Raw genomic sequence first — 14476 nt, 5'->3', positions numbered from 1 at the left:
TTCTAGTCCTTCGGAGGGCGGGCGATTACGGGGGCTTTATTGTTCCCGCCGCCTTCGGTAGGACGTAGCTGGTTATCGTCCGGTAGGGTCAGCATGTCCGGAAGGCGTAGCTCGGTATCGCTTCCGTCATTGGATGGGAGTTGCGATTGGGGCTGCCGGGGTGAAGGAGTGCCCGTGATATTTGCGAGTTGCTCCTCTTTCTTTTTCCTTTTGTAATCCTCGATGGAGAAGCCTTCGATTCCAGGCATTTTCTCTTCTTTTTTGCCGAACATCCGTGAGAAGAAGCCACGCTTTGGCTCCGCTTGGGATGCTACATTTTCAGGCTCAACGGATTTTTCTGCTTCCTTCGGCTTACCAGGTGTTTCCGCAGGGGATTCCACCTTGGGAGCTGTTGGAAGAGTTCCGTTTTTCTTGAATTCTTCGACTGAGAATCCTTGGATTGGTCCCATTTTCTCCTTCTTCGCGCAAGATGCGAGAGCGATACAGAAAACGAGTAAGAGGGCTTTTTTCACAGATTTTATTTATCGCGATTCGATCGGAGGGACCGGGCTGAGAGTTTTCGGGCCGGTATAAAGTGTGAGCGGGCGGTAGAGTCGGTTATCGCGCAGTTGCTCCAGGACATGAGCTGTCCAGCCGGAGGTGCGGGAAATCGCAAAGATCGGTGTAAAGAGATCGGTAGGAATGCCCAGCGAGTAATAGACGGTGGCGGAGTAGAAATCGACGTTAGCCTCGAGTTTCTTACGCTCACGCATAATTTCCGCGATACGTTCGGACATCTTGATCCATTTTGGCTCGCCGAGTTCTTCTGTGAGCTGGATAGCGAGCTTGCGGAGATGCGGTGCACGTGGGTCCAGGACCTTGTAGACACGGTGGCCGATTCCCATGATTTTTTCACGGCGTTCAAGTTTGCCTTCGACCCATTCGTCCACTTTGTCGAGCTCGCCGATCTCTTGCAGCATGTGGATCACGCCTTCATTGGCACCGCCATGGAGAGGGCCCTTGAGTGTGCCGATTGCCGCGGTGATGGCGGAATACATGTCAGAAAGCGTGGCGATGGTGACACGTGCGGAGAAGGTGGATGCGTTCATGCCGTGATCGGCATGAAGGATTAGCGCCACGTCCAGGATACGGGCAGCTGTGTCGCTCGGAACTTCACCGTTGATGAGGTAGAGGAAATGTTGTGCTTCAGTGAGGTCCTCGCGGATTGGAGGGAGTTCCTGACCATTCCGGAAGCGGTGGAACGCTGCCACGATGGTGGATGACTGGGAGCAGAGGGAGAGGGCTACGGCGGAGTTTGCTTCAATGTCTGGCTCGCCGATTTTCGCACGCTTGTCATAGAGGCCGAGCATTGAGACCGCGGTGCGGAGGACGTCCATCGGGGAGGCGTCTTTCGGCGCGTTTTTGAGAAAGTTAATCACTTGCTCCGGAAGCTGACGGTCCTTGCGGAGGCCGTTCTGGAAGTCACTCAGTTCCGCCGCATTTGGCAGGCGATTGTGGTGAAGAAGGAATATGACTTCTTCGTAGCAGCAGTTATCCACGAGATCGTCGATATGGTAGCCGACATAGCTTAGTTCACCAATGTCTCCGATAACGTTGCTGAGCGAGGATTCGTTGGCGATGACCCCAGCGAGGCCGCGTGAATATTCTGACATGATATAAGTGGGAAAATCGTGATTAAAATGAACCGCACCAACGAAGCGTTTTGCGTGCCGTGGTGCAAGGGTGAATCAAATAGATTATATTGCATATAAACCCCCGATGTAAACCGGGAGGATGAGATGAAGATGAATTATTGGAATCCAGATGATGGGAAGGCTTTGTTCTCGGGGTTTCCGGGTGGAAATCAGGAATTCCGGTTCGCTCGCACTTTTTACGGAGGGGAACGATTGTGACGGAATTTTTACCTGGCGTTTATATCCGAGATGGAGCGCTCGGAAAGCATCCTGATTTCAGGGTCTTCGGATCTGAGAAGTTCTTTCAGAACCGGAATGCTTTCGTCGCCACCTACTTCACCGAGAATTTTGATAGCGGACCGTTTCAGCGGGGCCTGATCCGAGGTGAGTTGCTGGAGTACGAGGGGCACTACCTCTGGTCCGAGCTGTATCAAATACTTGTCCCAGAGGTTGGGGGAATTTACCCAAATATCGTGAATTGGCTGAATGGCATCTGGGCTTTTGCTCAGAACCGCTAGTTCTACGAGCGGCTCGGAAGGGGTTTGCTCTTCCGCGATGTGTCGCTTGATTAGCTCGATAGCTACCTGGGAGGATTTCTCGGGATTTTCCGTCCATTTCAGGAGCGCACGCGAGATATCCAGATCGAAGTTAATTCGGGGTTTCAGCAAAAGTTCATGGAGAATTCTAGTGATATCCCCGCGGTAGATGACGGGTGGCGCGTCGGCCAGACGTATGACGGCGCGCTCGACGCGATCAATATCGATGCTACGCAACTCCCTTATGTTGAGTTCATAGAAGGCGGGGTCATCTCTGTCATTTAGCTTCTCGGCGGATCCGGCGAGAAATTGTTCGTTTTCGACCCTAATGCTGACGACACCGATTTCCGGATGGGTTGCTTCCAATTCACCCAGTTGCTCAGCGATCTTCGTTACCTCTTCGAAGGTTTTGGCGACATCCGTGAGAACCATTAAATATTCCCCGCTGTCCCTTGGATATGGGTGGGAAGATAGGTCGGCCTCGGTTTCGCGGATGAGGAAATCCCTGGAGGTATAGCGGTTTCGATCGACCATATTGGTGAGATATACTCCGAAGGCGTTGGTGCCTTTGTCTGTTTCCTTGAGTCGTTCCTGCTCTTTCTCGAGTGGTGCGGTTCCAAAGTTTTCGCGCAATTCCTGAATTGGGTCGGCTTCAATTTCCGCAAATACAGGCTTTTCCGACTCCTTCGGGCTGCCACTGTTGCGTGCTTCATTTCCGATTTCAGGCCCGCTTTTAAAGAAGAATGGCAGGCTTAGCAGTCCGGCGGAGACAAGCAGGCCTATCAGGAGTGCCTTCATGCGCCCCCCGGGGTTTGCGTAGTAAAGCAACACTGTGCCGAGCATCGAGACGAAACAGGCAACCACCAGTTTATTGATGGTTCCAATATCGTAGAAGGCACCATTGGGATTGGAAGAAAAGATCAGGAGTAGGGCTGTGAGAGCCATGATGGCTACGCCGACAAATCCCGCAAGAATACGCTGGGGCGATGTAGGCCCGAGTTGCTCCGGATGCTTAAAATCGCCGTAACGCATTGGCTGCATGTTTACGGGAGCGGAGTTGGTGGAACGGGGCACGCGTTGGAAGCGATCCAGCATCGGGGCCTGGCGCTCTCCGGGATACATTTTTTTGGCTCGGGCGACCACATGATCGTCAATGCGGAACCGGGTATCGCAGCTTCCACATTCGACGGTGCGGCCCCGCAGGCTTTCATCGACATCGAACTGCTGACGGCACTCCGGGCAACGTATGCTGAGATTCTTTGGGCTTTTTGGATCTTCGGGCATTTGTGCACCAAGATTGCAGGAGCGTGGAGCGGATTGCAATACTGCGGAGATGATCGGCTGAAATATAGTAAGCTTAACTTAAAGATTGATTTATCCTTATGTTTAACTAGTCTGTAAATCAATTCAGATTACGCGTTATGGACACCCTGCAACTCTCCCCACTTCCATCCGAATCCTCCGATGCTGCGAAAGGCTACCGCCGACTACAGGATGAGGGCTTCGTGGATGAATCCGCGGTGCTTGCCGTTATCGCGAAAAGCTGTTTCGAGCGTGTTTACGCGAAACCGGAGGAGATGGTCCTCTCTTCCAACCCCGATGACTACGCTGGCTGGGCGCTTCCCGTGGAATCCCCTTTCCGGCAAATGGCGGAGATCACGACTTCACCGGTTACCGAAGAAATCTTGGAACAGAGAGTCGCTGCCGCTCCGAAGCTTCCAGAAGTTTCAGGCACGTTCGAGCCCGGGATTTCCACTCCGCATAGTGGAAACCACCGCTGGTGGCTATTTGGTGTCTCCGGCGCAATGTGCTGCGGGATTTTCTCCTTGATGCTGCTAAGTCTGGCGCAACGGGCGACCATCAGTGAAATGCTTGCAGGCTACGAGGCCATTGTGCCGCGGTTCCAGCCGACCGAGGTGGTGATGGAGGAAGCCAGAATTGAGCCGACTTTGGTCGATGCGTCTGTAAGGAAATAACCCGGGAAATTGGATTTTCCTCAAGAACTCTGCCGCTACCGCTTTACCGGCGGGTGACAATTTTGACTCGTCACGTGCGCCTGCTTCGTTTGACACTCCGCCAGTGATACATCCTACTGCCATCATTTCTCCAAAAGCCGAACTCGGGAAAAACGTCCGGGTTGGTCCTTACTGCATCATCGGCTCCAACGTGACGCTGGGCGATGACTGTGTTTTGCACTCGCACGTGGTGCTTGATGGGACATCGACTTTCGGGAAAGGGAACGAGTTTTTCCCCTTCGCGATGATCGGCGGGAAAACACAGGATCTGAAATACATCGGGGAACCGACAGCCCTGGAGGTCGGGGATCACAATACCTTCCGCGAAAACTGCACGGTCCACCGCGGGACCTTTGAAGAGCTCCCGACGAGGATCGGCTCGCATAACTTGTTTCTCTGTTATTCCCATATCGCGCACGATTGCCAGCTGGGTGATCACATCATTCTTTCCAATAACGGAAGTCTCGCCGGGCATTGCATCGTGGAGGACTATGCAATCGTCTCCGGACTGGCTGCAGCGCACCAGTTTTGCCGGATTGGAAAGCATTCCATCATCGGTGGCTGTGCGAAGGTGATCCAGGATGTGCCGCCGTTCATGATCGTCGACGGACACCCCGGAGCTACCCGCGGGATCAATATGGTGGGGCTTCAGCGCCGTGGATTCTCCGAGGGGACGATCCGGTCGATCAAGGTGGCTTATAAGAATCTCTTTTTGAAAAAGGATATCAGCCTGGCGAATGGCCTAAGCTCGCTGAAGGCACAAGCTGCCGCAGCGGATCCGAATGTGGAGCATCTGATTCACTTCATAGAGAACTCCCAGCGCGGGGTCACCCGTTGAGTTTTCTACAATAGGGAGCAATTAGGCACCGGGGGATTCCCACGGGCTGTGCTTTGACATTCCAGTGAGGCCGTGGAGACTTGCGCATGAGAAAATATTTCACGGCGGCTTTGGTGGCGGATGCTTTGTCTTTGGGGCCGCACTGGATTTATGATCAGGAGAAACTGGAGCGGATGTATCCCGCCGGAGTCAGGAGTTTTACTGATCCGGTGAGCAATTATCATACGAACAGGGTGGCCGGTGAGCAGACACATTTCGGAGATCAAATGATTTTGCTAAAGGGTTCTTTGAAAAAGCGGGGTGGTTTCGACGAGACTGGCTGGCAGGAAGAATGGATCGAGGGGATGACCGGATATGACGGATATATGGATGGGGCCACGAAGGAGACCCTGGCCGCGGGAGGAGTGAGCCCTTCAGGATCAAATGATCTATCGGGTGCATCCAGACTGGCACCGATATTGGATTTGGATCTACCTGTGGAAGATGCTGTAGCGGCGGCGAGAGCACAGACGGGATTCACCCATGGTGATATCGGGGTAAGTGATGCCGCCGAGTTTTTTGTAAGATCCACCTACGCGCTGAGGGAAGGTGAGACGATGTATAAGGCTTTTCTCTATGCCGCGGAAGAGGGGAGCTATGAGGAGCTGGATGTGGCCGGGCATCTGAAGAAGGTGCGTGGAGTTCTTGGGGAGGATTTTAGAAAGGTAGGAACGGATCTTGGGTTGACCTGCCATTTGCCGGAGGCGTTTCCGCTGGCTTTGTTTTTTGCGCTCCGGGATGGCGCTGATTTTGAAAGTGCGGTGAGCGACAATGGCTTGTGCGGTGGGGACTCCGCGGCACGGGCAATGTTGTTCGCTGTATTGTTCGAGGCGAGGGATGGAGATGTGGCGGAAAAATGGGTGCCGGAGCTGAAATATGATGGGAAGCAACGTCCTACGGTGAAATCAGGGGCAAATCCGGTGGAGATCCCCGGAATACAGGGCAAGCTTTCGGGAATACTGGAGATGCCTGAGGGCGAGGTGAGAGGCTTCGCGTTGTTCGCTCACTGTTTCACCTGTGGGAAGGATTTCCAGGCGGGTGCGAGAGTTTCGCGAGGGCTTGCGAAGCGTGGAATCGCTACGTTACGTATAGATTTCGCCGGTATCGGAGCTTCCGAAGGGGCATTTAGTGATTCTTCGTTTCTGACAAATGTGGCGGATCTGATGACTGCCGCGGAATGGCTGAAAGAGCAGCATTCCGCGCCGGTTCTGCTCGTTGGCCATTCATTGGGTGGTGCGGCGGTGCTTTCCGCTTCCCTGAAGATTCCATCGGTTAGAGCCGTGGCTACAATCGGTGCTCCGGCTGATCCATCGCATGTGACGCATTTGCTGGGAGATGCGCTGGAAACCCTGAAATCCGCCGGGGCTGCGGCTGTGACTTTGGCCGGTAGATCGTTTGATATAGGAGCGCGTTTCTTCGATGACCTGGACGGCCACGACCACCAGGCGGATCTGGCGCAGCTAAGGGATGTGGATGTGCTGATAATGCACGCTCCGGAAGATGCGACGGTAGGGATCGAGAATGCGGGGCAGATTTTCTCCGCCTTGATGCACCCCAAGTCTTTCGTATCACTGGCTGGTGCCGATCATTTGCTGACTGATGCGAAGGATGCGGAATATGCTGCGGGATTGATCGCGCAGTGGGCTTCGCGTGTGGTGGGGTAAAAGTGTTTCCCTATTTAGCTTTGAGTTTTAAGGCAGGTTGCTGAGAGTTTGTGCAGATGATTACTCAGGCATTTATTCTAGGAGCAGGGTTGGGGACCAGGTTGCGGCCGCTGACCAATGTCCTGCCAAAGCCACTGGTGCCGCTGTTTCACAAACCATTGGCAGAGTGGGCGGTGGAAGCCTGTGAGGAGATTGGCTGCCGGAGATTTGCTGTAAATACCCATCATTTGCCTGGAAAATGGGAGGGTTTTGGGAATGGAAGAGACATCTCCTTTTTCCACGAAGAGATTCTTTTGGAAACGGGTGGCGGGCTCAAAAATATCGAAGAATGGATCGAGGAAGGTTCTCTCCTGATCCACAATGGAGATATTTTTTCCTCCATGGATTTGCGGAAACTTGTGGATGCGCATGAGGCGTCCGGAGATGAAGTGACTTTGGGTCTACGCTCCGATGGGGGAGGGAAAAGAATTTCGCTAGGGGCAAACGGAAGGGTGGAAGATGTGCGGAGCGAGGTTATGGGCCTGCCTGGGACGCATGTTTTCACTGGGATCTACTGCGTGAAACGCGAGTTTCTCATGCGAATCCCGGCAGGCGAGAAAATCGCCGTTATTCCTGCGTTTCAGGAGTTGGTACGGGAGGGTGGAATCGGAGGGGTAGTATTGGACGAGGGCGATTGGATGGATCTCGGTGATGTGGAAAGTTATCTGGAGGCACATCGCGAATTGAATTTGGAGGAACCGGTCCATTCTGAAGCGGTGATCGAAGAGGGAGCGGTGGTAAAAAATAGCGTGATAGGTAAGGGAGCGTATATCGGGAAGGGCGCACGGGTTAGCGGTTCCGTGATCTGGCCGGGTGCGCGGGTGGCTGACTCACAAGTTATTTCGGGAGAAGTGGTCATTGAATAAGAGTTGGTATTTTGTCTTTTATGGGACTAAGGTGTATTTGTGGACAAAATAACAACCTTTAAGGCGCGTAATCCCGTGCAGATTGTGCGGTCGATCGGGAATCGCATCCGTGAGCACAGGCTGGCAAAGGGGTGGACCCAGGCGGAGCTGGCCGAGCGATCCGGCGTGGGGCTTTCCACGCTGAAATTGCTGGAAAGGGAGGGGAAGGGATCTCTGCAGAGACTGGCAAAGATTGCGGTGGTACTGAATTTGGATGGCGAGTTGCGCGGGTTGTTCGCGGAGCAGGTTCAATATGAATCGATGGAAGAGGTGGAGCGGACGAAACGACAGCGCGGAACTTCTTCGAAATAATATCCGGATATGAAGGTCATTGTCAGATATCGTGGAAGCAGCGGGTTGCCGGTGGTGGGCACTCTGGCAAACGATGCGCGCGGACGGGTATTTTTCGAGTACGACGCGGATTGGCGAGTTGGAGGAATGGAGCTCTCTCCAATCTATTTGCCATTGCAGACGGCCGGGACCGTGACGACGGGAGACCCGGGGTTTAGCCCATTGTTCGGCTTGTTTGATGATTCCTTACCGGATTGGTGGGGGCAGAGGGTGATGCGGAAGCATTTCGAGGAAATGAATCTTCCGTGGAACGAGGTGGGGCCGCTGGAGAAGCTTGCCTGCCAGGGAGCGTATGCGCTGGGTGCACTTGCATATGAGCCTGATCTATCGCCGGGTTCCTATCGGGAAACTATTGTGACAGAGGTGGCTGGTCTGGTGGATTCAGCGCGAGACCTTCTGGCTGGCACGGGAGAAAAGGTTATTCCTGCCTTGATCCGAGGAGGTTTGTCGCCGGGTGGGGCACAGCCGAAGGCTTTGCTGGCGTTTGACGAGGACTTTCAGGAAGTCAGAGCGGGTGGAGGAGAGATTGCGGAGGGCTTTTCCCGATGGTTGATGAAATTTCAGATCGATCCCGAAGACCATCTTTGCCAGCAGGAGTATGCGATTGCGCAGATGGCTGAGGCGGCTGGGATACGGGTCCCGGAAACCAGACTATACGAAGCGGCGGATGGCGGGGTGCATTTCATGATCCGGCGTTTCGATTTCGACAGGAACGGTCCGCTGCACATGCATAGCTACGGGGGGCTTACGCATACTCCGGTGCGGGAATTGATCGACTACTCGGATGTAATGGACCTAACGCGGGATCTGACCGGCCGCGAGACTGAGCTTGAGGAGATGTTCCGGCGGGCGGTATTTAACATCGCGATCGCAAATGATGATGATCACTCGCGGAATCACTCATACCTGATGGATCAAGGCGGTGAGTGGAAGCTCTCTCCGGCGTATGATATGACGCGAAGTGGCTACGCTCTCGGCTCCGGGTATCGAGCTGCTGGTGTTTCCGGGAAATTCTCGAAGATCGGGCTGAAGGATTTGCAGAAACTCGGTAAGGACCAAGGCCTGCGGCGTGTGGATGATCTAACCTCCAGTGTGCTGGATGCGGTGGGAAGATGGCCGGATTTCGCTGCCGGTGCTGGTCTACAGAGAGCGGAAACCGGGATGCTGGGAGATGAATTCCCCGGACTACGGTGGTAGGTCAGCCTTTTGGACAGGGAGAAGATTCTTCGGGTTTCCTCCAAGACGGGCGTGAAGCGCAGACTAGTCCATCACTGATCTACACCATGCCAAGGCCATAAGAGAATAGCCGGTGCCGTAGGGCTGGTGGTAATCGTAGAGGGGATAGTCCCACCAAGACCCGTCTTTCTCCTGTTTTTCGATTATGAGGGCTGCTAGTTTCTCCGCGTATTTTGTTTGATTTTCTGCGGGAAGGAGTCGCACGGACTCAGTGAAATAATAGATCCCGTAGTAGTAGAAGTAGCCGGAGATCTGGAAGTGGATATCGTGGGGCCGCGGTCGCTTGCGGGCGATGGAGAGCCAGCCTTCTCTCGCAATGAAGCGGTCTGCCCACTCGATGATTACCTCATCGGTAATGCCTTCCCTGTCGAATTTGCGAAGTGCAGCATTGCAGGCCTGGGAACGGGCGAGAGAGCCCGCGGGACGGTTGATCGGCCGGCGTGGATATTTGATGTGGTCGTGGGAGTAAGCGTAGGACTTATCGGGAAATTGCTGACGCTTGATGGAATCGAGCGAGGAGGTGACGACTTTTTCGTCGAGGGATAGCTCTAGTTTTTCACGCCCCTCTTGCATCGCTAGTAATGTAGTGGCGGAGGTGAAGGAGGTCGTGATACCGCTGGGTTTCTGGGTAGTGATTTCATCGAAGAGATCGAGATATCCCCAGCCTCCGTTTACATCCTCATAGCGGTTCGCGAGGTCGATCTGCTGTTGTGCCAGATTTTTATAGAGGGCTTTTTTTCCGGGCTCCGTTTCGCGGAGATGGAGTCGTGTGAGTGAGCGCAGGCCGTAGGCGTGCCCCCAGATATTGTAAGTAGTGGTTTGCTCCGCCCGGCGGAGTTTCGGAAGGTTTTCCACGGACCAAGCGGCGCATGCTTCGATTGCGGCCGTGGTCTCCGGTCGGGTATCAGCGGAATCGATGAGACCGGAAAGAGCCAAGCCAGTGGCTCCGGCCCGATAGGCGTGGTGAGCGCCTGGAAGAGGAGCGTAGATATTGAGGTCCTTGGTTCGGGTGGCACTGCCCCAGGAACCATTGGTATTTTGATCGGTAATCAGGAAATCGACCCCACGTGTGATGGCTGAGTCGATGCTTTCACCCAAATCAGCCCGAGACTGAACTATTGTGAAAAAGAGCACCAGGAATTGAACCAGCGGGATGGAGAGGGTTCTGGAAATCACGGGAAAAAAGCTCACGGCAGTGAGATTAGCTTCGATGGGGAAAGACCGATACTCAATTTTCCCACGAAGCCGAGGGTCTGATGCAAAAAAAACCGTGCATGCGGGGCGCATACACGGTTTGAGAGTTCGGCGATGGAGTTTACGAATTATTTTCCGCGGTTTCCTTCTTTGTTCGGTTGGAGCGTTTGGTGATTTGGCTTTCCAGCTTCTCGATCCGGGAGTCTCGTTGTTCCACGTCTGACTTCAGTTGCGAGGTGGATTTTTCGGATTCCTCGAGTTTTTCGGTGGTTTCCTTGATTTTGGTTTCAAGTTCCGAATTGGCTGCCTCCAGTGAGGATGTGCGCTCTTCCTGTTGCTTCAGTTTTGCGGCCGCCTGTTTTGCGTTGGTGTTGTTCTGTTTGGATTTGGCAAGATTTTCGCGGGCGCCCCTGAGCTCCTGCTGGGTGGTTTTTAACGCTTCAGCTGTTTGGGTATTGGCCTTCTCAAGCACGGCGATCTTTTTAGCGGTTTCCTGACTGGCTTTCTTTTCTTCGGTCAGCTGTTTTTCGGTATCGGAGTTAGATGACTTGAGGGTAAGAATTTCCTTCTTCAGTTCATTCACGGCGGTCGGTTTTTTGAACTCTTCACTTACGCTGGCGAGGTTCTCTTCGATGGCCGCGAAGTTTTTGAGGGAATCTTCCATCTGGGTCTTCAGTGCCGCCAGTTTGCCGCGTGCTTCCGCGCCGACCTTGAGGTGATTTGCCAGTGTTTCGGCTTTCTGTTTCCACTCGGCCTCTGCCTTTTCGGATTCGGAGAGCTGCTTTTTGGTCTCGGCGAGTTCGCGGGATGTTTTTTCCTGCTGTTTGCGAAGTGCGGCGAGCTCGGAGAGTGCCTGGTCCCTTTGCTTCAGGGATTCGTTTGCCTGTTGGCGCGCGTTTTTGATGGTGTTGGCCAGGACGTCAAAACTTGCGTCGAGCTGGCTTTCTGCGGATTTCGGTGTCTCTTGTTTGCTTTCTTTCTCCGCGTGGAGGGAGGGGCTTAGGGCAAACGAAAGACCGAGAAGTGTGAGGTATTTTGGAAGATGTTTCATTGGATTTAAATTACTTTGGGCCTTAAAGCCGTAGCAGAAATCCAGCGAAAATCAAATTAACTTCAGTTAAGTAAAGTTCACCAAATGGTGATGGCTATTCCAAAGGGACTGCCGGAGAGGGAGTGCGGGGAAGAGCAACTAAAGGGCGTGAATGGAGACTTTTTTCTCCATGCAGAGTTTCAGGACGTTTTCTTTGTCCAATAGAAGAGTTTTTCCGGCTTCGATGCCGATTGCGCAGAGTCCGGCTTCTGCGCAGGTTCGGATGGTGTCCGGGCCGACCACGGGAACATCGAAGCGGAAGTCCTGGTTGGGTTTGGATACTTTTACCAGGACTGTGTCTTTCTTTTTGCCAAGCTCACCGCCGCGGCGGATGCATTTGTTGGTGCCTTCGAAGGCTTCCACAGCGAGGACCGTGCCATGGCGGATTACAACGGATTGGCCGATATCGAGGGATGAGGTGGTTTTTGCGATCTCAAATCCATATTGCAGATCCTCGAGAGTACGCGGCTTTACGACCGGACCTGCAACGTGGCCGGCGGATGGAAGGTGCTCCTCGAGAAAGGTGACGGCGGAAAGAAGGGTGATACCGTCCTTTGATAATTCCTCACCGATGGCACCGAAGAGAGTCTCGGCATTCCGTTTTTTTACCCTGGCGAGAAGCATTAGGATGCGGAGGTCCGGGCGTAGATCGAAAAGGTTTTTAGGCGAAATCTGGCCCATCATCACAGCCTCGGTGACGCCTTCCTTGACGAAGAATTTGATTAGCTTTGAGAGCTGTCCTACGCGAACGGATAGAAAGGAATCAACCTGAGGGGCGAGATCTGGGCGGGTTTCGTTATCGAAGCCGACGACGACGAGTTTTACGCCAGGTGATTCTTTGCGGGCGGCGCGGACGAATGTCTCGGGGTAGATGCCACTGCCTGCGATGATACCGATGGTTCGCGGGTGGGACATTCTACGGGTCGCTTTATTGAAATGAAAAGGAAAGTAGCGGCTGTGGGAATCGAACCCACACTCACAAGGAACTCGATTTTGAGTCGAGCGCGTCTACCAATTCCGCCAAGCCGCCGTTGCTGGGATATATTCGTGAAGTAGAGGGATGCGGCAAGATCTAAACTCCGAATTTTTCAATTAACCCGCCGCAGGTTGTAATGCCAGCCGTGGATCTATCGATTGGCGGGGACGAATTTCAGTCCTGCACCGTTGATGCAGTAGCGCTGATCGGTGGGGGTATTGAAGCCCTCGCCTTCGAAAACGTGGCCGAGGTGGCCCTCGCAGATGGCGCAATTGACTTCGATGCGGGTCATGCCGCCGGAAACGTCACGTTTGGTGGTTACATTTTCGGCATTTGCCGGATCGTAGAATGATGGCCAGCCGCAGTGGGAGTCGAATTTTTCGTTTGAAGAGAAGAGTAGTGCTCCGCAACCGGCGCAGTGGTAGGTGCCGGCTTCCTGTTCGTTGAATTGCTTGTAGGTATCTCCGAATGGGCGCTCGGTGCCGGATTGGCGAAGGATGTGAAATGCTTCAGGGGAGAGGGTGTTTCTCCATTCATCCTCGGTTTTGGTGACTTTCGAGTCTGGCTGGATGGGAGGGTACGCGAGGGTTTCCATGAGTCGTATTCTGTGCTTCGCGGTTAGAATACACTATTTTCGGAAAATACAACAGGAGTTAGAGCCGAAGCACCCACATACGAAAAAACTCCGCCATGCGTGGGCATGAAGCGGAGCTGAATCGGATTTGAGATGGTCTTCGGCGTTTAGGCGAATTGCTCGTCGAGAACGGCTTTTCCGTAGTCGCGATTGAGGCGCGCGATGTGATCCACGGAGATCTCCTTCGGGCAGGCGGCTTCGCACTCGTATTGGTTGGTGCAGTTGCCGAAGCCTTCCTTGTCCATCTGGCGGACCATGGAAAGCGCGCGTTTACGGCGTTCCGGCTGGCCTTGTGGCAGGTGACCGAGGTGGGAAACTTTCGCGGAGACAAAAAGCATGGCGGATGCGTTTTTACACGCGGCAACGCAGGCACCACACCCTATGCAGGCGGCGGCGTCGAAGGCGGAGTCCGCGTAATCCTTTGCAACCGGGACTGAGTTCGCGTCCACCGCGGAGCCGGTGCGGATATCAATGTAGCCGCCGGAGGCGATAATCCGATCGAAAGCTGTGCGGTCAACGATGAGGTCTTTGATGACCGGGAAAGGATCCGCACGGAATGGCTCGATCCAGAGTGTATCGCCGTCCCTGAATTTTCTCATGTGCACCTGGCAGGTGGTGATTCCTTTTTCCTTGCTGTGCGGGACACCATTGATGGTGAGCGAGCAGGCTCCACAGATACCTTCGCGGCAGTCGTGGTCGAAATGAATCGGGTCATCTCCGCTTTCAATGATGCGCTCGTTGACGATGTCGAGCATTTCGAGGAAGGATGCTTCTTTCGGAATATTTTCCGCAGGATAGGTGTGGATGCTTCCTTTTGAGCGGGGGCCGCTTTGACGCCAGACTTTGAGAGTGAGATTCATGGTGCTGAGAGGAGACTAACCTGACTGTGGGCAGGTGCTAGGGAAAAGTAGTGTTTACAGGGCCGAGATGGCGATTTTTTTATGCGTCGGGGTTCGCATTCGACCAGTTCAGGCCCTTTTCCGAACGCCATTTCCGGTAGGCTTTGAATTGTTCCTTTTTAGTTAGGTTCTTTCTCTCCGGGTCTTCGGTGAGAAATTCATCGAACGGGGAGCCTGGTTCCGGCTCGGAGATATTGGGTAGTTCCTCTTTTTCAGTGGCTTTCGTGGGGCGGCTGGACTTTGCCATGCTGCCGGAAAGTAGAGTGAGCTGGCTGGAAATACGAAAGAGGACGAGGAGGATAACGGCCAGCAGGAAGGTGGCGATATAGGAAAGAATGATGATGGATAGCGGAAATTCCGGGCTAAATGAGGTGGGCATGGTGGTGG

General features: G+C 53.8%; 15 protein-coding genes and 1 tRNA gene. 6 read left to right on the top strand and 10 right to left on the bottom strand.

What is annotated here, in order from left to right; genetic code table 11:
- Positions 1-2 precede the first annotated feature (2 nt).
- The 3 genes from AAGA79_RS13830 to AAGA79_RS13820 all read right to left on the bottom strand — a co-directional run bounded on the left by AAGA79_RS13830 (position 3) and on the right by AAGA79_RS13820 (position 3493).
- Complete coding sequence (locus AAGA79_RS13830) at positions 3-512, bottom strand: hypothetical protein (protein WP_411826399.1); 510 nt, start codon at positions 510-512, stop codon at positions 3-5.
- Between the two features lie 9 nt (positions 513-521).
- Complete coding sequence (locus AAGA79_RS13825; protein ID WP_411826398.1) at positions 522-1652, bottom strand: citrate synthase; 1131 nt, start codon at positions 1650-1652, stop codon at positions 522-524.
- A 248-nt stretch (positions 1653-1900) separates the two neighbouring features.
- Positions 1901-3493 carry a HEAT repeat domain-containing protein gene (locus AAGA79_RS13820; RefSeq protein WP_411826397.1) on the bottom strand — a complete coding sequence of 531 codons (1593 nt, stop codon included), beginning with the start codon at positions 3491-3493 and terminating at the stop codon, positions 1901-1903.
- A gap of 137 nt (positions 3494-3630) precedes the next feature.
- On the opposite strand from AAGA79_RS13820, the gene AAGA79_RS13815 reads away from it, so the two are divergent.
- The 6 genes from AAGA79_RS13815 (at position 3631) to AAGA79_RS13790 (ending at position 9257) form a co-directional block, all read left to right on the top strand.
- Positions 3631-4185 (top strand): hypothetical protein, encoded by a 555-nt coding sequence (locus AAGA79_RS13815; protein ID WP_411826396.1) that lies wholly within the window; start codon positions 3631-3633, stop codon positions 4183-4185.
- Positions 4186-4288: 103 nt separating this feature from the next.
- Complete coding sequence (gene lpxA / locus AAGA79_RS13810; RefSeq protein ID WP_411826395.1) at positions 4289-5062, top strand: acyl-ACP--UDP-N-acetylglucosamine O-acyltransferase; 774 nt, start codon at positions 4289-4291, stop codon at positions 5060-5062.
- Positions 5063-5148: 86 nt separating this feature from the next.
- Complete coding sequence (locus AAGA79_RS13805; RefSeq protein WP_411826394.1) at positions 5149-6765, top strand: alpha/beta fold hydrolase; 1617 nt, start codon at positions 5149-5151, stop codon at positions 6763-6765.
- A gap of 56 nt (positions 6766-6821) precedes the next feature.
- Positions 6822-7670 (top strand): sugar phosphate nucleotidyltransferase, encoded by an 849-nt coding sequence (locus AAGA79_RS13800; protein ID WP_411828237.1) that lies wholly within the window; start codon positions 6822-6824, stop codon positions 7668-7670.
- 39 nt (positions 7671-7709) lie between these two features.
- Positions 7710-8021 carry a helix-turn-helix domain-containing protein gene (locus AAGA79_RS13795; protein WP_411826393.1) on the top strand — a complete coding sequence of 104 codons (312 nt, stop codon included), beginning with the start codon at positions 7710-7712 and terminating at the stop codon, positions 8019-8021.
- Between the two features lie 9 nt (positions 8022-8030).
- Positions 8031-9257 carry a type II toxin-antitoxin system HipA family toxin gene (locus AAGA79_RS13790; RefSeq protein ID WP_411826392.1) on the top strand — a complete coding sequence of 409 codons (1227 nt, stop codon included), beginning with the start codon at positions 8031-8033 and terminating at the stop codon, positions 9255-9257.
- 63 nt (positions 9258-9320) lie between these two features.
- Here AAGA79_RS13790 and AAGA79_RS13785 read toward each other — a convergent pair whose 3' ends face one another.
- The 7 genes from AAGA79_RS13785 to AAGA79_RS13755 form a co-directional block, all read right to left on the bottom strand.
- Positions 9321-10472, bottom strand: a complete 1152-nt coding sequence (locus AAGA79_RS13785; RefSeq protein ID WP_411826391.1) for a hypothetical protein — start codon at positions 10470-10472, stop codon at positions 9321-9323.
- A 139-nt stretch (positions 10473-10611) separates the two neighbouring features.
- On the bottom strand, positions 10612-11541 hold the full coding sequence (locus tag AAGA79_RS13780; RefSeq protein ID WP_411826390.1) for a hypothetical protein: 930 nt from the start codon (positions 11539-11541) through the stop codon (positions 10612-10614).
- 138 nt (positions 11542-11679) lie between these two features.
- A complete protein-coding gene (locus AAGA79_RS13775) occupies positions 11680-12495 on the bottom strand; it encodes an LpxI family protein (protein WP_411826389.1) in 816 nt (271 codons plus the stop codon).
- A 34-nt stretch (positions 12496-12529) separates the two neighbouring features.
- Positions 12530-12610 (bottom strand) — tRNA-Leu (locus AAGA79_RS13770).
- A 97-nt stretch (positions 12611-12707) separates the two neighbouring features.
- Positions 12708-13151 (bottom strand): peptide-methionine (R)-S-oxide reductase MsrB, encoded by a 444-nt coding sequence (msrB, locus tag AAGA79_RS13765; RefSeq protein WP_411826388.1) that lies wholly within the window; start codon positions 13149-13151, stop codon positions 12708-12710.
- Positions 13152-13297: 146 nt separating this feature from the next.
- On the bottom strand, positions 13298-14050 hold the full coding sequence (locus AAGA79_RS13760) for a succinate dehydrogenase/fumarate reductase iron-sulfur subunit (protein WP_411826387.1): 753 nt from the start codon (positions 14048-14050) through the stop codon (positions 13298-13300).
- A 79-nt stretch (positions 14051-14129) separates the two neighbouring features.
- Complete coding sequence (locus tag AAGA79_RS13755) at positions 14130-14468, bottom strand: hypothetical protein (protein WP_411826386.1); 339 nt, start codon at positions 14466-14468, stop codon at positions 14130-14132.
- Positions 14469-14476: the final 8 nt, after the last annotated feature.

The organism is Luteolibacter sp. AS25 (assembly GCF_046736275.1).
Classification (GTDB): domain Bacteria; phylum Verrucomicrobiota; class Verrucomicrobiia; order Verrucomicrobiales; family Akkermansiaceae; genus Luteolibacter.
Note: the sequence above shows the minus strand (reverse complement) of the source record. Positions and strands in the feature narration are given on the sequence as shown.